This window comes from Companilactobacillus kimchii DSM 13961 = JCM 10707, from assembly GCF_001435445.1.
GTDB classification, from domain to species: domain Bacteria; phylum Bacillota; class Bacilli; order Lactobacillales; family Lactobacillaceae; genus Companilactobacillus; species Companilactobacillus kimchii.
This window is the reverse complement of record NZ_AZDH01000027.1, coordinates 148,272-169,535: the sequence shown is the minus strand read 5'-3', so window position 1 is coordinate 169,535 and position 21,264 is coordinate 148,272. Positions and strand designations below refer to the sequence as shown.

The following is a 21,264-nucleotide window of genomic DNA, read 5'->3' as shown; positions in this document are numbered from 1 at the left end:
TTTTAGTATAATTATTTAGTAAGTCATTTTTTAAGGGGCTAATTATGTCAAGTCGTTCATGGAGAAGAATAATCGTTGGAATTATTTTTCTAATACTAACTATTTTTTATACATTCTTATTTTTAAAACACGCGTCGGTGACTAATGAACTGATATTCAATATCGCACATATCAAAAGTTTATCTAATATTTTTATTTCACCGATCAATTTCGATTACTGGGGCCATACAGGCAGTCTGATCAATTTCTATAGTCCATGGTTAACGATATTGCCTGGGCTACTCTTTTTGAATCAAAACGTCATTATTGGCTTTGTATTTATTTTTGCATTAGTTACTTATTTAACCTTCACAAGTTCTTATTACTATATGAAAAAGTTTTCTAACGATACCTTGGAAGCTTTACTGTTCGCCGTAATTTATACATTATCTTTTAATCGTTTCTTGTTGGTTTTTGATGAACAGAGGATTGAAAATTATTTGGTTTTAATTTTTTTGCCGATGGTCTATTATGGAGCATTTCAAATTTTTAATGGTAAATTTCAAGATTGGTTGACATTAGCTTTAGGGATGACATTGATTATTTGGACCAATCCATACATGGCACTCGCAGTTACTTTAACTTTGTTGCCAATATTACCATTGATGATTTTTTCAAAACTTTCTCACAATTGGACATATTGGTGGAAAACTTTACTGAGTTTAATTAAAGCTGGATCAGTAACAGGACTATTGACTGTTGGCTACTGGGGACCGTTATTGGAGAATCAGTGGTCCAAGAAAATACTGCAACAAAGTCGCCCACAATTTGACTACTGGACTTGGTTCAGTAAGGAAGTGTTAGCAAAGAATAATTGGTATCTTGTTTTAACTTTAGCAATTTTATTAGGTTTAGTTTTGATTATGGTTTTCTTAAAGAGTTCTTTCAGTTATAAAATCATGATTTTGGAAAGCTGTGTTCTAGCAACTTTATTAATAGTTCGTCCACAATTAGCGTTTGATGTAAGCCGATTGATGTTTGCAATGATAACGATTTTGGATCTTTTTTTTATCGTTATTTTAATTCGAGTCGTTTTATTGCTTTTCCAAGAAGGACCGTCTATTTTGCAATTGTTGATTCTATTATTAGCTATTGGAAGTTTTGGGTATTTAACATATAGCCAAGCAAATCAATTGCAGCCGCGTAATAAAATTGAATTTACTCAAAAAGTTGATTATAAGAACTTGGTTGTGAATTATCATGACCGAGCCTCAGACAGTAAAAATCATTTTTTGATTGATGGTCACAGTAGTCAGGTACAGTTCAATACGAAAGGAAATGAATATTGGTTGCAATATTATAATCCTAAATCTGTAGCAATGGATATTCCGATTCAAAAGTATGCCGGATATAAAGTCACTGTTAACAATGAACAACCTAAAATTGCTCATTCTAAGCGTCAAACACTATTATTAAAGACAGATCCAAATAAAAATATTATTGAAATCCATGCTCACTATACTGTTTTGGCTGTAATTTCTTTATTGATCAATTTATTTAGTTTCATTGGTTTAGGCTATATTTATTTCAGTAATAAATGGAAAATGAAGAAAAAAATCGTGGCAGAGAGTTGAAAAAGTATGTGAAATTTGCTATATTTTATTAGTTGCAATCACTATTGCATCTACAACCGCTCAAAACTAGGTTTAAGCTTAGTGCACCTAGTTGGCGAGTCTTAGAAGGGAGTGTACGTTTATGTACGCAATTATTAAAACTGGTGGTAAGCAATATAAAGTTGAAGAAAATGCTTCAATTTATGTTGAAAAGCTTGATGTCAAAGAAGGAGACGCAGTTACATTTGATGATGTAATCTTAGTTTCTGATGGCAAGACTGTTAAAGTTGGTAGCCCAGTAGTTGAAGGCGCTAGTGTTTCAGGTAAGGTTGAAAAGCAAGGTAAGGAAAAGAAAGTTGTTACTTACAAGTACAAACCTAAGAAGCATTCACACAAGAAGACAGGTCACCGTCAACCATATACAAAGGTACTTATCGATAGTATCAAGGCTTAATCATGATAAGAGCGAGTTTTCACCAGAATTCAGATGAACAGATTGATTCCTTTTTAATTAAAGGACATGCTGATTCAGGGCCTTACGGTCAAGATTTGGTTTGTGCTGCTGTTTCAGCAGTGACAATTGGAACAATCAACAATCTGGAAAAACTTACTGGGGCTAGTCCTCAGGTCGTCATGGATGAAGTTAATGGTGGTCATCTTGGCTGCCAATTCGATAAAGCAGTTTCACATGACACTGCCTTATTATTAGATAATTTATTTTGGATATTGAAAGATATTGAAGGTAGTTATTCTAAAAATATTGAAGTTCAAGTGCAAAAAAATAATATAGATCTTGATTAGGAGGTAAATTTCATGCTTAAGATGAATTTACAATTTTTCTCTCACCATAAGGGTGGTGGATCAACAACTAATGGCCGTAACTCAGCTGGTCGTAGACTAGGTGCAAAGCGTGCTGATGGTCAAGCTATCACTGCTGGTGCAATTATTTATAGACAACGTGGAACAAAGATTCACCCAGGTGCTAATGTTGGCCGTGGAAACGATGATACATTGTTCGCACTTAAAGATGGCGTTGTTAAGTTCGAAAGACTTGGCAGAGACAAGAGAAAAGTTTCAGTATACTAATATATTGAGAAAAAAAGAGGACAATGTTCCTCTTTTTTTTATATAATAAGTATGAGTTATTGCCATTAACACCGAAATATTGGTAAGATAATGTATAGTGTTCTATTGGCAAAATTTAGGAACCAAGGGAGAAAGAAATGTCAATTTCAGTAAATGAATTTAAAAATGGATTAACAATCGAAGTAAAAGATGGTATCTGGCGTGTTGTAGAATTTCAGCATGTTAAGCCAGGTAAGGGTAGTGCCTTTGTTCGTTCAAAGTTAAAGAATTTAAGAACTGGTGCCGTTCAAGAAATGACATTCAGATCAACTGCTAAGGTTGAAAAAGCTAACATCGAAAACAAAAAGATGCAATATCTATATGCAGAAGGTGACAACTACGTCTTCATGGATACTACAACTTATGAACAACTTTCATTACCAGGTGATGAAATTAGAGATGAACTTAAGTTTTTGAAGGAAAACATGGAAGTCAGCGTAGTCATGTATAATGGTGAAACACTTGGTGTTGATGTACCTAATACAGTTGATCTTAAAGTTGTTGAAACTGAAGCTTCAATTAAAGGTGATACACAATCTGGTGGTTCAAAACCAGCTACTATGGAAACAGGCTTAGTTGTGCAAGTACCATTCTTCGTTAACGAAGGTGATATGCTAACTATCAATACTCAAGATGGTACTTACATTTCACGTGCTAATTAATAACTGATTATGGAGATAAGTTTATGGCTGAACAAAAATATGTTTCTCTACAACAAGATAGTGGAAAAATAAACGGTAATGTTGAAATATCACATCAAGTTATTGAGATCCTTCTTGGGATTGCTACAAACCAAGTTGAAGGTGTCTACGAAATGCGTGGCACTATTTCTAGTCGAATAGATTCACTTTTTGGCAGAATCAATCATGGTAAGGGCGTTGATGTGTCGTTCAATGACGATCAAATATCTGCGGATGTTTATGTATATTTGGAATATGGCGTATCGATTCCGAAAGTATCCTTGGAGATCCAAAAATCAGCCATTGAACAACTTGAATTCATGACCGATTTAGACTTAAGTGAAATTAACGTACATGTTGTAGGTTTGATCGCTAAAAAAGATAGCGGCGAAATAGAACGTGTAACAACAGATAAAAAGGAATAAAACTAGTGATAAGTAGACATAAGATCAGAGAACTCGCAGTTCAATCACTATTTTCTATCGAAACGACTCAGGATACTCCTCAAGATGCTATTTCTTCTACCATGCAATTATGCGATTTGACATCTGAGGCAGTACCAGATTATTTGACGTTTCTAGTTTCAGGTGTTGTAGAACACCAAGATGATCTTGACAAAGAAATTTCAGAACACTTAAAGAACAAGTGGACTGTTCAGCGTTTATCCAGAATTGACCGCTCGATTTTACGTGTGGGATTATTTGAAATGGAAAATAGTTTAGAAGTACCCAGAAAAGTAGCTATTGATGAAGCAATTGAAATGGCTGGCGATTTTGGCGACAAGGACTCAAAGTCCTTCGTTAATGGTATTTTATCTAATTTTGTAGAAGGGTAAGGCTGGTGATTTTTTGCCAGCCTTTTTATGGTGATTAGTGTGAATTTATTAGAAGGTAAAAAAGTAGCAACAGCATTAGATGAAACAATGACAAAGCGTGTTCAAGTTTTGAAAGAAAAGGGTGTAACTCCTGGTTTGGCTGTTATCTTAGTTGGTGACAACAGTGCCAGTGCTGTTTATGTTCGTAATAAGAAACGTCGCGCTGAAAAATTAGGAATTGATTTCCAACTCATCCATTTCGATGCCACCGTTACGGAACAAGAGTTGCTAAATAAGATTGATGAATTAAATAATGATCCAGCTATTGATGGATTTATTGTTCAATTACCAGTTCCAGATCATATTGATGAGGATAAAGTTATTGAAGCCATTAGTCCGGCTAAGGATGTTGATGGCTTTACACCAATTAGTGTCGGAAACCTATGGATTGGTACACCACTAACCAAACCAGCCACAGCTTCTGGTATTTTAATGATGTTGGACTATTATAATGTTGACCTTGATGGTAAGAATGTTGTCATTGTCGGACGTAGTAATATTGTAGGTAAGCCTACTGCTGCTTTGATGTTGGATCGTAATGCCACTGTAACGATCACGCATTCACATACTAAGAACCTAAAAGAAATAACAAGTAAGGCTGATGTGCTAGTTGTTGCCATTGGACAAGCTAAATTTATTAAAAAAGATTATGTCAAAGATCAAGCAATTGTTATCGATGTCGGAATGGACCGCGATGAGAATGGCAAGCTTTGTGGAGACGTTGATTTTGAAGATGTTAAGGATCACGTTTCAATGATCACACCGGTACCTGGTGGGGTTGGCCCAATGACGATTACTGCATTAGTAGATCAAGTGATTGAATTAGCCGAAGGCAGGGCAAATGGATAATGAGCAATATTTAACTGTAACGGCTTTAACTCAATATCTGAAAAGAAAATTTGACGTGGACCCTTATTTGGGACACGTCTATTTGATGGGGGAAATTTCTAATTTTAGAATGCGTCCCAATGCTCATCAATATTTTTCTTTGAAAGATGATAAAGCCAAAATTTCAGCTATCATGTTTAAATCAAATTTTAGTAAGGTTAAATTTCAACCAGAAGAGGGAATGAAAGTTCTCGTCAAGGGTCGGATTTCACTTTATGGACCTAGCGGTTCTTATCAGATTTATGTTGAATCGATGGAACCGGATGGATTAGGAGCTTTGTACTTAGCTTTTGAGCAATTGAAGAAAAAGCTGGCAGCACAAGGCGTCTTTGATTTACCTAAAAAGCCTATACCACAATTCCCTAAACGAATAGCGGTGGTAACCAGTCAATCAGGTGCGGTTATTCATGATATTATGACAACCGTTGCTAGAAGGTATCCAATTGTACAAATAGTTTTGTATCCGGCTCAAGTTCAAGGTCAAGAAGCCGCCCCAACGATTGTTAAGCAACTGAAACGAATTAATGAAGATGGTAATTATGACACTATCATTATTGGACGTGGTGGTGGATCGATTGAAGATCTGTGGCCATTTAATGAAGAGGTGGTTGCCCAAGCCATTGTTCAAAGTAAAATTCCTGTAATCAGTTCAGTTGGTCATGAAACTGACACGACTATCGCTGATTTAGTTGCTGATTTAAGAGCAGCCACACCAACGGCCGCTGCTGAATTGGCTACACCAGTTTTGAGGGATGTGCTATTACATCTGCAAGATCTCAATACGAGACTGTATAATGCACAAACAAAGATTATAGGTAATTACAAGGATAAAGTTGATTCCTTGGCTCAGAATGTCTTTTTGCAACATCCAGAGCGAATCTACGAAGTGTATTTGCAAAAAGTCGATTATCTGCAAGATAAATTACATCAGAATTTCTCTAATTCATTGAGCAGGTCGAAAACAGAATTGATTCAGTATGCTAATCGATTGGTACAAGCGTCACCTAGAGATCAAATCTATAGTTACGCCAATCAAGTCAATCGGTTATATCAAATTTTGATTAATAATGTAAATAAAATTATCAATAAAAATCGTAATGTATTTAATAGTGAGGTTGCCACATTGGATTCGTTGAGTCCACTAAAAACTTTGAGTCGTGGATATGCCATTCCTACTAGTAAATCAGGCAAGGTGTTGAAGAATGTAACTGATTATCAAGTAGATCAAGAGGTTGACCTAAAAGTTAAAAATGGTAACGTCAAATTAATAACCAAAGAAGTAAGCGAGGACGGAAATGGCTGAAAAGAAGAAATCATTTGAAGAAAATCTTGCTGATTTAGAAGCAATTGTAACTAATCTTGAGGCGGGAAACGTTCCTTTAGAAGAAGCAATGGAAAAGTTTAAAACGGGTGTTACTTTAAGTAAGGAACTTGAAAAAACTTTAAGTGATGCTGAAGAAACTGTAACTAAGGTTATGACAAAAGATGGCGAAGAAATTAATATCAAACAAGACCAAGATAAGGATCAAAAATAATTATGGAAATAAAAAAGTTCTCTGATTTTTGCGATCAAGTCTTGCCTGATTTTAATAAGTTTTTGGATAATAAATTGAAAACAGAAATAAAGCAAGCCACTTTAAGAGATGCCATGCTTTATTCATTAGACGCTGGTGGTAAAAGAGTTCGCCCGATGCTCTTTTTAGCAGTTGCCTATTCTAGCAGTATCAAGTTAGATAAACTTTCGCAGTTTTACGATATCGCCGGTGCAATTGAATTAGTACATACCTATTCGTTGATCCACGATGATTTGCCAGAAATGGATGATAGTGATTATCGTCGTGGTAAATTGTCGAATCATAAGCAATTTGGTGTTGGACCCGCTGTCTTGGCCGGGGATGGTTTGTTAACACAAGCTTTCTATTGGATTGCTAAATCGAATTTGAGCACTGATAAACGTATGGCTGCTGTAAGAATTTTGGCCCATAATGCTGGTCCTATGGGAATGGTAGCTGGTCAAATGACTGATATTACCATGGAAAATAAAGTTTTAACTGAAGATGAATTGACAACTCTACATAGAGAAAAAACAGCTGATCTAATTACTGCAGCTGTGACAACTGGAGCCTTTTGTGCCGGTCATGAACTATCGAAGAATTTAGTTCAATACGCGAATGATATTGGTTTGGCTTTTCAGTTGAAAGATGATTTGAACGATGCTGACGATGGTGAGGATAGTAATAAGAATACTTTCCCTAATTTGATTGGTAAGGAAGCAACGGAAGCTAAGTTGAAAGATTTAGTTAAAGATGCTTTGAATGCAGTTTTAAAAGAAAACGAGTTTGACAAGAACTTATTGGTAAGCTTCTTAGATTATTTCAAAGAATAGGTGACACATATTGGCAAAAAAAAGAATTGATGTTTTATTAGTTGAACAAAATTTATTTGAATCCAGAGAACAAGCTAAGCGTTCAGTTATGGCTGGAGAAGTTTATAATCAAGACAATCTGCGTTTCGATAAACCGGGGGAAAAAGTTGATCCAGACACTGTTTTTCATCTGGCTAAGAATGCTCATAGTAAATATGTCAGTCGTGGTGGTTACAAGCTTGAGAAAGCCTTAAAATCGTTTGATATTGATTTGTCTGATCGTATCTGTCTAGATATTGGTTCTTCAACTGGTGGTTTTACAGATGTGGCTTTACAAAATGGCGCAGAAAAGGTTTATGCGTTGGATGTTGGTTACAATCAATTGGCTTGGAAACTGAGAAAAGATGAGCGTGTAATTGTAATGGAACGGGTTAATTTCCGTTACAGTAAACCAGAAGACTTTCATGAAGGTCTACCTAGTTTTGCTATGACAGACGTTTCCTTTATTTCTTTGGAATTAATTTTGCCACCAATGTTTAACATCATTTTACCGGGTTCAGATGCAGTTTGTTTGATTAAACCACAATTTGAGGCTGGCCCTGAAAACGTTGGTAAACATGGAATTGTCCGTGATCACAAAGTTCATAAGATGGTCTTAGAGAAGATTACTAACTTCGCTAAAGAGGCAGGATTCATTGTTTCTGGTTTAGACTTTTCGCCTATCAAAGGTGGAGAGGGTAATATTGAATTCTTGATGCACATTCAAAAGCCTCAAGAAGAACAACCTGGTGAAATTTTAGATAATGTTTCCGTTGAAAATACAATGGAAGCAGCTTATGCAAATCTTAATAAATAGGTGAGATAATGCTAAAAAAACTAATAATCAATAACTTTGCGATTATTAATAAGCTACAGATTGATTTTAAAAGTGGAATGACTGCTTTAACTGGTGAGACCGGAGCTGGTAAGTCAATTATTATTGATGCTTTGGGCTTATTAGTTGGGAGTAGATCGTCAATTGATTTTATTAGAACAGGACAAGAGCAATTAAATGTGCAAGGACTATTTGAGGTAAAAGCAAGTAGTCCTATTTTTGCTATTCTGGCTGAATATGGGATTGCTCACGATGATAATCAAATTATTATTAAGCGAGAAATCAATCGTAAGGGTCGAAATGTCTGTCGCATCAACAACGAACTAGTTAAAACAAATGTTTTACGACAAGTTGGTAAATTTTTGGTTGAGATTCATGGTCAAAATCAGCAGCAAGAGTTACTAGATGAAGATAATCACATCAACATCTTGGATCGTTTTGCCGATGATGATTTTCAACATGATTTATTGAAATATGTTCAACTTTTTGAAGAATATCAAGCTAAACGTAGTCGCTTAAGAACGATTCAAAAGAACTCTCAGAATTTAGTGCAAAGAATTGATATGCTTAAATTCCAAATTGAAGATATCGACAGTGCTCAATTGCAAGCTGGCGAAGATGATAAATTGGAAGATGAGAAAAATCAGTTGTCTAACTTTGAAAAAATCAGTTCATCTCTTCAAGATAGCTATCGAGGTTTATCTGAGAATAATGTGGGTGTCGTAGATGCTCTAGGGAATGTACGTGACAATTTAGAGGAAATCATGGATTATGATTCTTCTTATAAAGAACTTTATGATTCCGTTAACGGGGCTTATTATCAATTGCAAGATAATGCTGCCACGATTGCTGATCAGCTAGAGAATCTTGATTTTGATGAGAATCGTTTAGATGAAATTCAAAAGCGTTTAATCACTTTGGATAATTTGAAAAAGAAGTATGGTCCTACTTTAGATGAAGTTATTGAGTTTAGTAAGAATGCTCATGAAGAGTTATCTAAGATCAATATCGATGATGATACCGAGGCTCAATTGACAGATGAAATTAGTCAATATCAGACTAAATTGCTTAATTTAGGTAAAGATTTATCCAAGCAACGTCATAAGACCGCTACAGCTTTAGAAAAATCAATCAATCGTCAATTAAAAGATCTATATATGCCTAACGCCAAGTTTGGTGTAGCTTTCAAATCGTTGGATGATGATAATTTATCGCCCAAGGGAATTGATCAAATTCAATTCAACTTGAAAACAAATGTAGGTGAAGATTATAAGCCGTTAGTTAGAGTTGCCTCAGGTGGTGAATTATCTCGTGTCATTTTGGCTTTTGAAGCTATCATTGCTGAAAAAATGAACGTAGAGACTATTGTTTTTGATGAAATTGATACAGGTGTCAGTGGTCGTGTTGCGCAAGCTATTGGTGATAAAATTTATAAGGTTTCACAATTCTTACAAGTCCTCTGTATTACACATTTACCACAAGTAGCAGCTATGAGTGATATTCAATTTGAAATAAAAAAAGAGACCGTTAAGGATAAAACAGAAACAAAAGTTTCTATACTTAACGATCTCCAAAGGATTGAAGCTATTTCTCTAATGTTGGCTGGGACTAAGGTAACTGATTTGACTAGGAAGCATGCTCAAGAGTTGTTGGAATTGGCTCAAGGAGAGCAACAAAGATTAGACTAGGTTGATTGACTTGATTTGGTCGAGCATTGCAATTTTAAAGAAGGCCGAATTCATCTTAAATACATATTTATTTTTATTAACTTGTGAAATAAATTTGCCTTGGAACTGTTCATCGTTTAACATTGTAATAACGACAGAATAATGTCTTTGAAAACTCTGTTCTGCGAAAAGCTCTATTTGCATAAAAGGCATTTGTTTAATTTGAAGATTCTGATTACTTTCAATATTAAAATCAAAGTTATTATTAATAAAATTAGCGGTATGGTTGATTAGATTTGTAGTGAAATGATTGTATGCTTGTTTTGCTTGCATTTTTAAACCCCCGAACACTTGTTTGTGTCTTCATTATACGAACCTTTGTTCGAAAGAGCAACTCTATTTTTTTATTTCTTTGGTAATTTTTGTATTGACAAGTCGGAAAGCCTTGAAAATCAAACGATTTTATTGCATGATAGATACCATATTATATAGATAGTAGGGATAACTTAATTATGTCAACAAGGGGAATGTTAATCGTTTTATCAGGTCCATCTGGAGTAGGTAAAGGAACTGTTAGAAAAGCTATGCTTAAGAATTCATCAATCAAATTTGATTATTCTGTCTCAATGACTACTCGTCAAATGCGTCCTGGAGAAGTCGATGGAGTCGATTACTATTTCCGAACAAATGAAGAATTTGAAGAAGAAATAAACAATGGTGGTATGCTTGAATATGCTAAGTATGTCGATCATTATTATGGAACACCATTAAAGTACGTTAATCAAAAGCTTGATGCTGGGATTGATGTCTTATTGGAAATTGAAGTGAATGGTGCAATGCAGGTTCGTGAAAAGATGCCTGATGGTGTCTTTATCTTCCTTACACCACCTGATTTAACTAGCTTACGAGATCGTATTACTCATCGAGGTACAGATGATGAAAAAACAATCGACAAGCGTATGGTTCAGGCTAAAAAGGAAATTGAAATGATGACAAGCTATGACTATGCCGTCGTAAATGATAAAATACCTAATGCAGTCGAAAAAATTGAAGGTATAATTAGAGCCGAACACTTGAGAGTGCCACGCGTAATTGATAAATACAAAAAGATAATAGGAGATTGATAATATGATTATTTATCCATCAATTGATAAACTTTTAGATCGAGTTGATTCTCGATACTCATTGGCAGTTCTAGCCGCAAAGCGTGCTCACCAATTAGAAAATGGTGATATTGAATTATTGAACAAATATGAATCACCAAGAACTGTTGGTCGTGCATTTGAAGAAATTGCTGACGATAAAATCGAAATTGATCCTAATTCAATTCTTCTTGAAAAAGAAGCTGAAAAGATTGAAGAAGAGAAAAAAGAAGACGACGAATAAACCATTCCTTCACTGATTGTTGAATTAGTGGAGGCTTTTTTATTTAAAAAATCTATTTACTGGGTGGTTTTTATGGCAGTAGCAGAGATAATTGTAGATGTACCTACTATGCAAACTAATCGACCATTTGAATATTTGATACCCGATTCTTTGTCAGACGTTGTTGTACCGGGAATGCGAGTTGAAGTACCATTTGGCCGTGGAAAAAGAAAAATCCAAGGTTTTGTTATGCAGGTCAAGGCAACAAGTGACTTTCAAGGTAAATTAAAGCCTATTTCAAGAGTGATTGATTTGAAGCCGGTTTTATCAGATGAGATGTTGCAATTATCATACTGGTTAGCCGATCGAACATACTCATTTCAAATTTCATGTCTACAAACGATGCTTCCTAGTGTCATGAGGGCAAAGTATAAACAGTATGTTATTCCTTTGGATAATGAGGATACTGAAGTTCAGACACTCTTAGATGGCAAGGAAACATTGGAAATTACTAATCAACTAGATGATGCCACGATTAGATTAATTAATAAATTACGTCAGAATAATAAAATTGATATTCAATATGTTGTTGAGAATCAAGCTTTACAAATTAAACGACAAGCAGTGACGACAAATTTGAACGTTATTCAGTTACATGAAGCTAAAAGTAAATTACGTGCCAATGCCAAGTCACAGATCAAATTGCTAGATTTTTTAGCACATCATTTGGAAGAGTTGCCAGTCGAATTAAATGTCTTGCAAAAAGAGTTTGGAATTTCACGTTCAGCCATTAAAACAGCCGAAAAAAATCAATTGTTGCAAATAACTGAAGTTACTAAACTACGTAAGCCAGTTGGAATTGATCCTGAAAAAACGACTAAACTCAAATTAACAGAAGAACAACGAGTTGCTGTGTCTGAAATTAGTGATGCTATTCAAAGCGAGACGCCACAAACTTTTCTAGTTGAAGGTGTTACTGGTAGTGGTAAGACTGAAGTTTATTTACAGACAATTGAGAAAGCCTTGCAACAGGATAAAACGGCTTTGATGCTCGTACCAGAAATCTCTTTGACTCCGCAAATGGTCAATCGAGTTGTTGGTCGTTTTGGCAATCAAGTCGCCGTGTTACATAGTGGTTTGTCAAGTGGTGAGCGATATGATGAGTGGACTCGAATTGAAAATCACGATGTTAAAGTAGTTGTTGGTGCTAGAAGTGCTGTTTTTGCACCTTTGAATAAAATAGGCCTGATCATAATTGATGAGGAGCATGAGGCCAGTTATAAGCAAGATGACAATCCTCGTTATAATGCACGTGATGTAGCTTTGTGGCGTGCCCAGATGAATCATTGCCCAGTTGTTTTAGGAAGTGCGACCCCATCTTTAGAATCGCGGGCACGAGCCGAAAAGGGTGTTTACAGATTAATTCGGATGAAAAAACGAATCAATAATCAAAATTTACCCCATGTACAAATTGTGGATATGCGGGATGCCGAGAATTCAGCAACTAAGGGTGATTTTTCCCCAGCTTTAAAAGAAGGCTTACAGACAACACTTCAAAGACATGAGCAGGCAATTGTTTTATTAAATCGTCGAGGTTATTCTTCATTTATGATGTGTCGGGAGTGTGGTTTTGTACTGAAGTGTCCTAATTGTGATGTTTCACTGACATACCATAAAGATCTGGGTAAAATGAAGTGCCATTATTGTGGACATGAAGAACCCGTGCCACGGGTTTGTCCTAATTGTAAAAGTAAGAAAATTGGCTTCTATGGTACCGGAACGCAAAACATTGAACAACAATTGAATACACTCTTCCCTGAAGCACGTGTTTTAAGAATGGATGTTGATACAACGCGTCGTAAAGGTTCACACGCCAAAATTTTGCAAAAATTTGGTCAACATCAGGCTGATATATTATTGGGAACACAGATGATTGCCAAAGGATTAGATTTTCCCGATGTCACTTTAGTTGGGGTGATCAATGCTGATACAACATTGAGTTTGGCTGATTTTAGGGCTAGTGAACGAACCTTCCAATTGCTAACTCAAGTGAGTGGTCGTGCAGGTCGAGCCGATAAAACTGGTCATGTCGTGATCCAGACTTTTAATCCAGATCACTATGCGATTAAGGATGCTGCTAAGCAAGATTATGAGACTTTCTTTAAACAAGAAATGTATATCAGACATCAGGCTAATTACACACCATACTATTTCACGACCTTGATCAGCGTAGCCAATAAGGATGAAGGGCAAACTTTAAAACAAAGTTATTGGCTAAAAAAGCAGCTTGAAACGTCGCTGTCAAAGGATGCCATCTTATTAGGACCTAGTCCAACGATGATTTCACGTAAACAAAACAAATATTATTATCAAATTATTGTAAAATATAAACATGAACCTCAATTGCATCAAAAATTACTAGAAATTTTAAATGAGACCCAAGCTGATGCAAAAAAGGGTTTTACGATTGCAATTGATAATGAACCACAACATATAGATTAAAGGTGATTGAATGACAAAAGTTATATTTTTAGGAACACCGGAATTTTCTGCAACAGTTTTAAAAGGACTTCTAAAAGAAGGCTATGATGTAATTGCTGCAGTGACTCAACCAGATAAACCGGTTGGTCGTAAACAAAAATTACAAAAGAGCCCTGTAAAGTTAATTGCTGAAGAGGAGAATATTAAACTCTATCAACCAGCTAAGTTACCAGGGAGTTCTGAAGTTGAAGAGTTGAAGGCACTACAGGCTGATTTGATAATTACAGCAGCTTATGGTCAATTCTTACCAACTTCTTTCTTGAATTCAGCCAAGGTAGCAGCTATTAATGTGCATGGTTCCTTGCTACCTAAGTATCGTGGCGGCGCTCCTATTCAATGGTCATTGCTTAATGGTGATAAAGAAACAGGAATTACTATCATGTATATGGTTAAAGGAATGGATGCTGGTGATATTATCAGCCAAGAAAAGTTACCAATTGAAAACGACGATGATAATGGTAGTTTATTTGAAAAATTGGCTATTGTTGGTCGTGAATTATTGCTTGATACTATTCCTAAGATTTTGAGTGGCGACATTCAACCTATTCAACAAGATCCTGATAAGGTAGTTTTCTCACCAAATATTTCTAAAGAACAAGAACATATTGATTTCACACAACCGGCCGAAGCTGTCTTTAATCAAATCAGAGCTTTAAGCCCTGATCCTGGTGCTTGGATGATGCTTAATGGTCAAAGAACTAAGCTTTATAAGACGGAAGTTGAAGAAATCAATTCTGATTTACCTGTAGGCAGTGTTTATGACTTAGGTAAGAAACGTTTAGTTATCGTTGCCGGTGATGGACAAGGCGTTTCAATTAAAAAGATTCAACCAGCCGGTAAAAAAATTATGGATATTGCCAACTACATGAATGGTTTGGGCAAAGATCTAGAAAAAGGACAACAAGTAATAGATGAAAAATAATCCACGTGAATTAGCAGTGATCGCTTTAACAAAGGTTTTCCAAAATAAGGCCTATTCAAATATTGAAATCAGTAATTTATTGAAAGATTCTGATATGTCAGACGCCGATAGTCGTTTAATGACAAATATTATCTATGGTGTTATTCAAAATAAATATGTTTTGGAATATGAATTGAAGCCATATTTGCAAGATAAAAAAGTTGAATTGTGGTTAGATCTTTTATTGATGAGTGCTGTATATCAATTGCACTTCTTAGATAAAATTCCTGATCATGCTGTCTTAAATGAGTCAACTGAGATTGCTAAACAAAAAGCTGGTCGTGGGGCTGGTAATTTGGTTAATGCAGTTCTAAGAAATTATCAACGACATGGTTATAAGGAATTACCTAAGAGCAATTCTGTTTATGATTTGAGTTTACGTAACAGTATTCCCCGCTGGTTAGTTGACCTCTTTATTGACCAACAAGGACTTGACAAAACTAAAGAGATCCTTAGTTCAATCAATCAACCATCACACGTTTCTATTCGTGTGAATACTAATAAAACAACGGTTAAAGATTTACAAGAAGCTTTGGATAAACAAGGTTTTGATGTTCATCCCAGCAAGATTTCTTCAGTTGGTTTAATCTGTAAGAGTGGTAATTTAGTCAACACACAAGAATTCCGTGATGGTTTGTACACTATTCAAGATGAAAGTTCAATGTTAGTTGCTCCAGCACTTGATGTTCAACCTAACAGTAAAGTACTAGATGCCTGTTCAGCTCCTGGTGGCAAGACAACGCATATTGCTAGTTACTTAAAAGATGGAGAAGTCTTTGCCTTAGATATTCACAAACATAAGACTAAGTTAGTTCGTGAGAATGGTGAAAGAATGGGTTATGGTGACCTTATCAGCACCGGAGCAGTCGATGCTCGTAAAGCTAAGGATGTTTTGAATACTAAATTTGATCGTATTTTGGTCGATGCTCCATGTTCTGGACTTGGTTTAATTCGTAGAAAACCAGAATTAAGATACTTCCGTAAAGAAGAAGATTTAAAGAATTTGCAACGTGTTCAACTAGAAATTCTCGATAGCATGGTAGATTTACTAGAAGTTAACGGGAAATTAGTTTTCAGTACTTGTACTTTTGATGATGAAGAAAATGAACTAGTTGTAAAGAAATTCCTTGATAAACATTTGAACTTTGATTTAATTCCAGTTAAACATGATCCTGCTTTGGATGGATCAATGACTCATGGAATGTTAAAAATCTTCCCAAGTGATTACTTTACAGATGGATTCTTTATAGCAGCGTTTGTTAGAAAAAACTAAAGAGGTAAGGTTGAGACTAATGAAGTATGCGTTATTAACTGATGTTGGAAAACTCAGAGAAAATAATCAAGATTACGTCAATGTTTTCAAGAATAAAAAGAATATTGTTTTTGGCATTGTAGCTGATGGTATGGGCGGACACCGCGGCGGGGATGTTGCTTCAGATATGGCAGTCTCACATTTGGGACATAATTTTGAAGAGTCCGAAGTCGATAATATTGCCGAATTGCGTGAATGGATCATTAGGGAGTTAAGTAAAGAAAATGATCGAATTGTTTCTGTTTCTAATCAATTTGATGATTTAAACGGTATGGGAACAACTATGGTCGGCGTTTTCTTTATTGACAAGAAAATGATGGTCGTCAATGTTGGCGATTCACGATGCTATATTTATACAAATGATGAATTAAAGCAATTGAGTGTAGATCACTCACTAGTTCATGAATTGTTAGAAACGGGCCAGATTAGTCCTGAAGAGGCTGAGAATCATCCACAGAAAAATATTATTACTCAAACTTTGGGTGTTTCACAAACTGTTCAACCACGGGTAAAAGACTTCGATTTAGTACCTGATTCAATTATTTTGTTGTGCACAGATGGATTAACTAATATGGTTCCTGAGAATGAAATTAAAGATATTTTGGCTCAAGAATTAAGCTTAGAAGCTAAGTGTCATCTTTTGATTGATAAAGCTAATACCGCCGGGGGAAGAGATAATATTACCGCCTTGCTCTTTTCTACAAATGAAGACGGAGGTAAGCATTAAATGGAGAAGGGTTACCTAGTAGATGGTCGTTATGAGATTCTAGGTACACTTGGCGAAGGTGGAATGGCCAATGTTTATTTGGCTAATGACACGCTTTTAAATCGAAAGGTTGCCGTAAAGGCTTTGAGATATGATCTTCAGGATGATGAATCTGTCAAAAGAAGATTTGCTCGTGAAGCTAAAGCAACTAGTGGGCTCTCCAATCCTAATATCGTAAATGTCCTAGATGTCGGAAATGATAAGGGCGTTCAATATATTGTTATAGAGTATGTTGATGGTCCGAATCTTAAGAAGTATATAAGAACACATTTCCCAATTCCTTATCATGAAGTGGTCGATATTATGAAACAGATCTGTATGGCTGTTTCAGATGCACATGAGCATGGAATTATTCATCGTGATTTAAAACCAGAAAATATTTTGGTGGATGAATCTAAGGATCCAATACAAGTTAAAGTTTCTGATTTCGGAATAGCTCTAGCTTTGAGCGAACGTTCAATTACCAGAACTAATTCGCTTTTGGGTTCAGTGCATTACATGTCGCCAGAACAGATCAAAGGTCGTTCGGCTACAGTTTTGTCGGATATTTATGCTTTGGGGATCATTTTGTTCGAGTTATTAACTAAACATGTTCCCTTCACAGGAGATACAGCGGTAACGGTCGCTCTGAAGCATTCTAAAGAAGATATGCCGGACTTACGTAAGATTGACCCTGATATTCCGCAACCACTGGAGAACGCCGTTTTGAAAGCTACAGCTAAGGATCCAGATCAACGCTATCAATCAGTTAGAGAAATGTGTGATGATCTGAATACTTGTTTGATGCCTGAACGTGCTGATGAACCAAAATTTATACCGACCCCAATCAATAATTTAGAAGAAACACGTGTGATGGAACCGTTGACTGATACTGATGATGATACGCCGGTTCCTAAACACCAAACAAAGAAATTAAGTAAAAAAAGAAAAATAATTTTGTTAGCGTCACTTGTTCCGTTGATTTTGATTTTATTTGTCATTGCAATGGTCATCAAGAGCAATCAAGAGACAACAGTACCAGATTTGTATAATTTGACTGTTAAACAGGCGACTGTCATGTTAAAGAGCTCTAATCTTCAAGTTGGGGATCTGTCTAGAGAAAATGATGACGATGTTGAAGCAGGTCACGTTATTAAATCAATTCCTGCTAAAGGTCTAAAATTGAAAAATAGCGCACAAGTCAATTTGGTTGTTAGCCTAGGAGCCACATACTACAAGATGCCAAAATTGGTTGGTAAACAGTATGAGGACGTTTCTGATAATCTGAAGAAACGGGGCTTTAAAGTCAAGATTGAATACAAAGCCACAAATGAATACGTAGCTGGGACGATTTTAAAGCAAAGTATCCCTAAAGGTAAAAAAGTCGTTACGAAGAATAAGTCTTTAACTTTGACTTTAGCTAAAATTAAGACGGTTAAACCTAAGATGGTCAAAGTACGTGATCTTGATGGATATAACTTGAAGAGTATTCAGGATTATGCCAGTGAAACCGGACTGAGTTTGAATGTTTCTTATCAATATTCAGATGATGTTGAGAGTGGTCTTTTGATTAGTCAAAATCCGGCCGCTAATAGTACAATTAATCAGGGTGGTACATTGGCAGTTGTTATCTCTAAAGGTAAAGATCCTGATAAGTCGACAAGTACAAATAAGGATGACAGCGATAGTAGTGACAGTAATAACGATAGTAGTTCTTCATCAACAAGTACTGTAACTAAAGATATTACGATTCCTTATGATGCCGGTGGAAATAATAGTGTAACAATTTATATTTCCGATGCTACACATAACATTGGAACAGTCTATAAGACGATGACAATTACGCAAGATACTCCCGTAACATTGAGCTTTAATTTAAAGGATGGACAAACTGGATCATATGTAGTTGAACGAGATAACAAGACCGTTCTTGGTGGTTCAGTTAAATAGGTGATTTATGGAAAAAACAGGAAGAATCATAAAATCAATCAGTGGTTTTTATGATGTTTTTGACGATGAAAGTAAAGAGATAATCAGAACTAGGGCACGAGGTAACTTCCGTAAGCGTAAGATTAAACCTTTAGTTGGTGATAAAGTCACTTTTGATGCGACAGGTGATTTAGGCTATATTCTAGAGATTTTGCCGCGTGAAAATAGTTTAGTTCGACCACCAATAGCAAATATTGATCAAGCTATTGTAGTTACTTCAGCGGCAGAACCAAATTTTTCAAGTAATTTATTAGATAAGATTTTGATCAATATTGAACATAATGGTATTGAACCAGTAATTTATTTGACAAAATCAGATCTTTTAAACGATGAACAGTATCAAACTTTAAAAGAGACCTTAGAAGGTTATCATCGAGCTGGTTATTTAGTCTTTGATGATCGTGATAGTTACAATGACCAACAGGTTGCTAAATTAGAGGCAACCTTTGCGGGAAAAGTTACTGTCTTTACGGGCCAGTCTGGTGCTGGTAAGTCAACTTTGCTAAATCATATTGATACAGAACTGGGTTTGGCCACAGCAGCCATTTCTCAGACTTTGAATCGTGGTAAACATACGACTAGACAAGTATCGTTGTTTGATATTGCAGATGGTTTGGTAGCTGATACTCCAGGATTTTCATCGATTGATTTAATGAATGTTGCTCCAGAAGAATTGCCTACTTTATTTCCAGAGTTTTTGGAATATAGTCCTGAATGCCAATTCAGAGGGTGTCGTCATGTCAATGAACCCAACTGTAAGGTTAAGGAAGAATTGGCTGAAGGTAACATAATGCAGAGTCGTTACGACAATTATCTGTATTTTTTAAATGAAATTAATTCATACAAAAAAAGATATTGAGGAGTTGATTTAAATGACAGTAAAGATTGCACCTTCAATTTTGTCTGCAGATATTATGAATCTAGAACGAGATGTGAAAGTAGCTGAACAAGCTGGAGCAGACGTGTTCCACATTGATATTATGGATGGGCACTTTGTGCCTAACATGTCCTTTAGCCCTAGTGTGGTTGAAGGAATGCGAAGAGTAACTGATAAGCCATTGGATGTTCATTTGATGATCGATAATCCTGATGCCTATATCAAGCCAATCGTTGATGCTGGTGCTGACACCATTTTGGTTCATGCTGAAAGCACACAACACATCTATCGTTCAATTGATCTGATCAAGAGCTTAGGTGTTAAGGCTGGAGTAGTTGTTAACCCTGGAACACCTTTGGAAACAGTTAAAGAACTTTTCCCAGTTATTGATCAAATTTTAGTTATGACAGTTAATCCTGGTTTTGGTGGTCAAAAATTCATTCCAGGTATGACTAAGAAGATTCAACGTTTAGATCAATTACGTCAAACAGCTGCCGATGATGATTTCCAAATCGAAGTTGACGGTGGAATCAATAATGAAACTATTGCTCAATGTGCTCATGCCGGTGCCGATATTTTTGTTGCAGGTTCATATCTTTATGGTCATGATGATATCAAGGATCGTGTTGATAATTTGAAGTCGTTAGCAGTGAACGCCAAGCAATGAAACGAGTGAATATTCTTTTAGGCGGTCCCAAATCTGAGTATCCGGATGAGTTAAGTAAGAGCATCAAAGGAATTCCTGGACCTTGGGTTGGAGCAGATCGTGGTAGTTTGTATTTGTTAGAACAAGGCATTATTCCTGATATTGCTATTGGCGATTTTGATTCTATTAACAAAAAAGAACAACGTTTGTTGAAAGACAATATTGCTGATTTTAAAAAGTTCCCACCTGAAAAAGATGATACCGATTCAGAGTTATGCCTTTTAGCAGCTAGGGAAAAATATAATGCCCAGGAATATTATGTTTATGGTGCAACTGGTGGCCGAATTGATCATTTCCTAGTTAACTTGTTTTTACCATTCGATCCAAGGTTTTTGGATTTTTACGATAAGTTGTACTACAAGTCATCGACGAATACGATTAGATTCTGTAAACCAGGCCGCTACAAGATTTATCATGAGAATGGGATGAAATACATAGCCTTTGTTAATTTAGGCCCTGTAACGCATTTAAACATCTATGATGCTAAATATAAGCTAAAAGATTTTAATGCTGGACATCCAGTCAGTTGGGCAAGCAACGAGTTTCTAGATGAAACCATTGATTTTGGCTTTGAAAGTGGAATTGTTGCTGTTATTCAAAGTAAAGATTAATGAGATAAAAAAGCAGATATCTAATTAGAAGAAAGTATTTCTAAGTAGATATCTGCTTTTTGTTTAGGTAAAGACGATATGTATCTCTAAGA

The 21,264-nt window shown here is 35.7% G+C and carries 24 protein-coding genes and 1 other annotated feature; of the genes, 23 read left to right on the top strand and 1 reads right to left on the bottom strand.

What is annotated here, in order from left to right; genetic code table 11:
- The first annotated feature begins 44 nt into the window (after nucleotides 1-44).
- The 13 genes from FC97_RS12300 (at nucleotide 45) to recN (ending at nucleotide 10,086) form a co-directional block, all read left to right on the top strand.
- The gene (locus FC97_RS12300; RefSeq protein ID WP_054641977.1) at nucleotides 45-1,613 is read left to right on the top strand and encodes a hypothetical protein; all 1,569 of its coding nucleotides are present in this window, start codon (nucleotides 45-47) and stop codon (nucleotides 1,611-1,613) included.
- Between the two features lie 44 nt (nucleotides 1,614-1,657).
- Nucleotides 1,658-1,725 (top strand) — a sequence feature (ribosomal protein L21 leader region).
- 9 nt (nucleotides 1,726-1,734) lie between these two features.
- Complete coding sequence (rplU, locus tag FC97_RS12295; protein ID WP_025085481.1) at nucleotides 1,735-2,046, top strand: 50S ribosomal protein L21; 312 nt, start codon at nucleotides 1,735-1,737, stop codon at nucleotides 2,044-2,046.
- Between the two features lie 2 nt (nucleotides 2,047-2,048).
- The gene (locus tag FC97_RS12290) at nucleotides 2,049-2,393 is read left to right on the top strand and encodes a ribosomal-processing cysteine protease Prp (RefSeq protein WP_054641976.1); all 345 of its coding nucleotides are present in this window, start codon (nucleotides 2,049-2,051) and stop codon (nucleotides 2,391-2,393) included.
- A gap of 12 nt (nucleotides 2,394-2,405) precedes the next feature.
- A complete protein-coding gene (gene rpmA, locus FC97_RS12285) occupies nucleotides 2,406-2,678 on the top strand; it encodes a 50S ribosomal protein L27 (RefSeq protein WP_025085479.1) in 273 nt (90 codons plus the stop codon).
- A gap of 137 nt (nucleotides 2,679-2,815) precedes the next feature.
- Complete coding sequence (efp, locus tag FC97_RS12280; protein WP_054641975.1) at nucleotides 2,816-3,379, top strand: elongation factor P; 564 nt, start codon at nucleotides 2,816-2,818, stop codon at nucleotides 3,377-3,379.
- A gap of 23 nt (nucleotides 3,380-3,402) precedes the next feature.
- On the top strand, nucleotides 3,403-3,822 hold the full coding sequence (locus tag FC97_RS12275) for an Asp23/Gls24 family envelope stress response protein (RefSeq protein WP_025085477.1): 420 nt from the start codon (nucleotides 3,403-3,405) through the stop codon (nucleotides 3,820-3,822).
- Between the two features lie 5 nt (nucleotides 3,823-3,827).
- Nucleotides 3,828-4,232: a transcription antitermination factor NusB gene (gene nusB / locus FC97_RS12270; protein WP_054641974.1), complete on the top strand. Its 405-nt coding sequence runs from the start codon at nucleotides 3,828-3,830 to the stop codon at nucleotides 4,230-4,232.
- A 39-nt stretch (nucleotides 4,233-4,271) separates the two neighbouring features.
- Nucleotides 4,272-5,120, top strand: coding sequence for a bifunctional 5,10-methylenetetrahydrofolate dehydrogenase/5,10-methenyltetrahydrofolate cyclohydrolase (locus FC97_RS12265; protein ID WP_199800794.1), 849 nt, complete (start codon nucleotides 4,272-4,274; stop codon nucleotides 5,118-5,120).
- Nucleotides 5,113-6,462 carry an exodeoxyribonuclease VII large subunit gene (gene xseA, locus FC97_RS12260; protein WP_056968314.1) on the top strand — a complete coding sequence of 450 codons (1,350 nt, stop codon included), beginning with the start codon at nucleotides 5,113-5,115 and terminating at the stop codon, nucleotides 6,460-6,462. The genes FC97_RS12265 and xseA overlap by 8 nt, the downstream gene beginning before the upstream one ends.
- Nucleotides 6,455-6,694, top strand: coding sequence for an exodeoxyribonuclease VII small subunit (locus tag FC97_RS12255; RefSeq protein ID WP_025085473.1), 240 nt, complete (start codon nucleotides 6,455-6,457; stop codon nucleotides 6,692-6,694). Before xseA ends, FC97_RS12255 begins: the two co-directional genes overlap by 8 nt.
- 2 nt (nucleotides 6,695-6,696) lie before the next feature.
- Nucleotides 6,697-7,545, top strand: coding sequence for a polyprenyl synthetase family protein (locus FC97_RS12250; RefSeq protein WP_054641972.1), 849 nt, complete (start codon nucleotides 6,697-6,699; stop codon nucleotides 7,543-7,545).
- A 10-nt stretch (nucleotides 7,546-7,555) separates the two neighbouring features.
- Nucleotides 7,556-8,380 carry a TlyA family RNA methyltransferase gene (locus tag FC97_RS12245; protein WP_054641971.1) on the top strand — a complete coding sequence of 275 codons (825 nt, stop codon included), beginning with the start codon at nucleotides 7,556-7,558 and terminating at the stop codon, nucleotides 8,378-8,380.
- Nucleotides 8,381-8,388: 8 nt separating this feature from the next.
- Nucleotides 8,389-10,086, top strand: coding sequence for a DNA repair protein RecN (recN, locus tag FC97_RS12240; RefSeq protein WP_054641970.1), 1,698 nt, complete (start codon nucleotides 8,389-8,391; stop codon nucleotides 10,084-10,086).
- Here the strand turns inward: recN and FC97_RS12235 are convergent.
- Nucleotides 10,078-10,398: a hypothetical protein gene (locus tag FC97_RS12235; protein WP_054641969.1), complete on the bottom strand. Its 321-nt coding sequence runs from the start codon at nucleotides 10,396-10,398 to the stop codon at nucleotides 10,078-10,080. The genes recN and FC97_RS12235 overlap by 9 nt on opposite strands.
- A gap of 179 nt (nucleotides 10,399-10,577) precedes the next feature.
- Here FC97_RS12235 and gmk point away from each other — a divergent pair, with 179 nt between their 5' ends.
- From gmk to FC97_RS12185, 10 genes are all read left to right on the top strand, one after another.
- Nucleotides 10,578-11,189 carry a guanylate kinase gene (gene gmk, locus FC97_RS12230; RefSeq protein ID WP_025085469.1) on the top strand — a complete coding sequence of 204 codons (612 nt, stop codon included), beginning with the start codon at nucleotides 10,578-10,580 and terminating at the stop codon, nucleotides 11,187-11,189.
- 4 nt (nucleotides 11,190-11,193) lie between these two features.
- Nucleotides 11,194-11,451 (top strand): DNA-directed RNA polymerase subunit omega, encoded by a 258-nt coding sequence (gene rpoZ / locus FC97_RS12225; RefSeq protein WP_054641968.1) that lies wholly within the window; start codon nucleotides 11,194-11,196, stop codon nucleotides 11,449-11,451.
- Between the two features lie 72 nt (nucleotides 11,452-11,523).
- On the top strand, nucleotides 11,524-13,932 hold the full coding sequence (priA, locus tag FC97_RS12220; protein ID WP_054641967.1) for a primosomal protein N': 2,409 nt from the start codon (nucleotides 11,524-11,526) through the stop codon (nucleotides 13,930-13,932).
- 10 nt (nucleotides 13,933-13,942) lie between these two features.
- Nucleotides 13,943-14,893, top strand: coding sequence for a methionyl-tRNA formyltransferase (gene fmt / locus FC97_RS12215; protein WP_054641966.1), 951 nt, complete (start codon nucleotides 13,943-13,945; stop codon nucleotides 14,891-14,893).
- Entirely contained in the window at nucleotides 14,883-16,205 is a 1,323-nt protein-coding gene (gene rsmB / locus FC97_RS12210) for a 16S rRNA (cytosine(967)-C(5))-methyltransferase RsmB (RefSeq protein WP_054641965.1), read from the top strand. The genes fmt and rsmB overlap by 11 nt, the downstream gene beginning before the upstream one ends.
- 19 nt (nucleotides 16,206-16,224) lie before the next feature.
- The gene (locus FC97_RS12205; protein WP_054641964.1) at nucleotides 16,225-16,971 is read left to right on the top strand and encodes a Stp1/IreP family PP2C-type Ser/Thr phosphatase; all 747 of its coding nucleotides are present in this window, start codon (nucleotides 16,225-16,227) and stop codon (nucleotides 16,969-16,971) included.
- The gene (gene pknB / locus FC97_RS12200; RefSeq protein ID WP_054641963.1) at nucleotides 16,972-18,939 is read left to right on the top strand and encodes a Stk1 family PASTA domain-containing Ser/Thr kinase; all 1,968 of its coding nucleotides are present in this window, start codon (nucleotides 16,972-16,974) and stop codon (nucleotides 18,937-18,939) included.
- A gap of 7 nt (nucleotides 18,940-18,946) precedes the next feature.
- Nucleotides 18,947-19,837, top strand: coding sequence for a ribosome small subunit-dependent GTPase A (gene rsgA / locus FC97_RS12195; protein WP_054641962.1), 891 nt, complete (start codon nucleotides 18,947-18,949; stop codon nucleotides 19,835-19,837).
- A gap of 13 nt (nucleotides 19,838-19,850) precedes the next feature.
- Nucleotides 19,851-20,522 carry a ribulose-phosphate 3-epimerase gene (rpe, locus tag FC97_RS12190; RefSeq protein ID WP_054641961.1) on the top strand — a complete coding sequence of 224 codons (672 nt, stop codon included), beginning with the start codon at nucleotides 19,851-19,853 and terminating at the stop codon, nucleotides 20,520-20,522.
- A complete protein-coding gene (locus FC97_RS12185) occupies nucleotides 20,519-21,172 on the top strand; it encodes a thiamine diphosphokinase (RefSeq protein WP_054641960.1) in 654 nt (217 codons plus the stop codon). The genes rpe and FC97_RS12185 overlap by 4 nt, the downstream gene beginning before the upstream one ends.
- Nucleotides 21,173-21,264: the final 92 nt, after the last annotated feature.

Bases quoted from the DNA above. Each gene is read 5' to 3' on its own strand.
- FC97_RS12300 (WP_054641977.1), top strand. From the start codon at position 45: ATGTCAAGTCGTTCATGGAGAAGAATAATCGTTGGAATTATTTTTCTA.
- rplU (WP_025085481.1), top strand. From the start codon at position 1,735: ATGTACGCAATTATTAAAACTGGTGGTAAGCAATATAAAGTTGAAGAA.
- FC97_RS12290 (WP_054641976.1), top strand. From the start codon at position 2,049: ATGATAAGAGCGAGTTTTCACCAGAATTCAGATGAACAGATTGATTCC.
- rpmA (WP_025085479.1), top strand. From the start codon at position 2,406: ATGCTTAAGATGAATTTACAATTTTTCTCTCACCATAAGGGTGGTGGA.
- efp (WP_054641975.1), top strand. From the start codon at position 2,816: ATGTCAATTTCAGTAAATGAATTTAAAAATGGATTAACAATCGAAGTA.
- FC97_RS12275 (WP_025085477.1), top strand. From the start codon at position 3,403: ATGGCTGAACAAAAATATGTTTCTCTACAACAAGATAGTGGAAAAATA.
- xseA (WP_056968314.1), top strand. From the start codon at position 5,113: ATGGATAATGAGCAATATTTAACTGTAACGGCTTTAACTCAATATCTG.
- FC97_RS12255 (WP_025085473.1), top strand. From the start codon at position 6,455: ATGGCTGAAAAGAAGAAATCATTTGAAGAAAATCTTGCTGATTTAGAA.
- FC97_RS12250 (WP_054641972.1), top strand. From the start codon at position 6,697: ATGGAAATAAAAAAGTTCTCTGATTTTTGCGATCAAGTCTTGCCTGAT.
- recN (WP_054641970.1), top strand. From the start codon at position 8,389: ATGCTAAAAAAACTAATAATCAATAACTTTGCGATTATTAATAAGCTA.
- FC97_RS12235 (WP_054641969.1), bottom strand. From the start codon at position 10,398: ATGCAAGCAAAACAAGCATACAATCATTTCACTACAAATCTAATCAAC.
- gmk (WP_025085469.1), top strand. From the start codon at position 10,578: ATGTCAACAAGGGGAATGTTAATCGTTTTATCAGGTCCATCTGGAGTA.
- rpoZ (WP_054641968.1), top strand. From the start codon at position 11,194: ATGATTATTTATCCATCAATTGATAAACTTTTAGATCGAGTTGATTCT.
- priA (WP_054641967.1), top strand. From the start codon at position 11,524: ATGGCAGTAGCAGAGATAATTGTAGATGTACCTACTATGCAAACTAAT.
- fmt (WP_054641966.1), top strand. From the start codon at position 13,943: ATGACAAAAGTTATATTTTTAGGAACACCGGAATTTTCTGCAACAGTT.
- rsmB (WP_054641965.1), top strand. From the start codon at position 14,883: ATGAAAAATAATCCACGTGAATTAGCAGTGATCGCTTTAACAAAGGTT.
- FC97_RS12205 (WP_054641964.1), top strand. From the start codon at position 16,225: ATGAAGTATGCGTTATTAACTGATGTTGGAAAACTCAGAGAAAATAAT.
- pknB (WP_054641963.1), top strand. From the start codon at position 16,972: ATGGAGAAGGGTTACCTAGTAGATGGTCGTTATGAGATTCTAGGTACA.
- rsgA (WP_054641962.1), top strand. From the start codon at position 18,947: ATGGAAAAAACAGGAAGAATCATAAAATCAATCAGTGGTTTTTATGAT.
- rpe (WP_054641961.1), top strand. From the start codon at position 19,851: ATGACAGTAAAGATTGCACCTTCAATTTTGTCTGCAGATATTATGAAT.
- FC97_RS12185 (WP_054641960.1), top strand. From the start codon at position 20,519: ATGAAACGAGTGAATATTCTTTTAGGCGGTCCCAAATCTGAGTATCCG.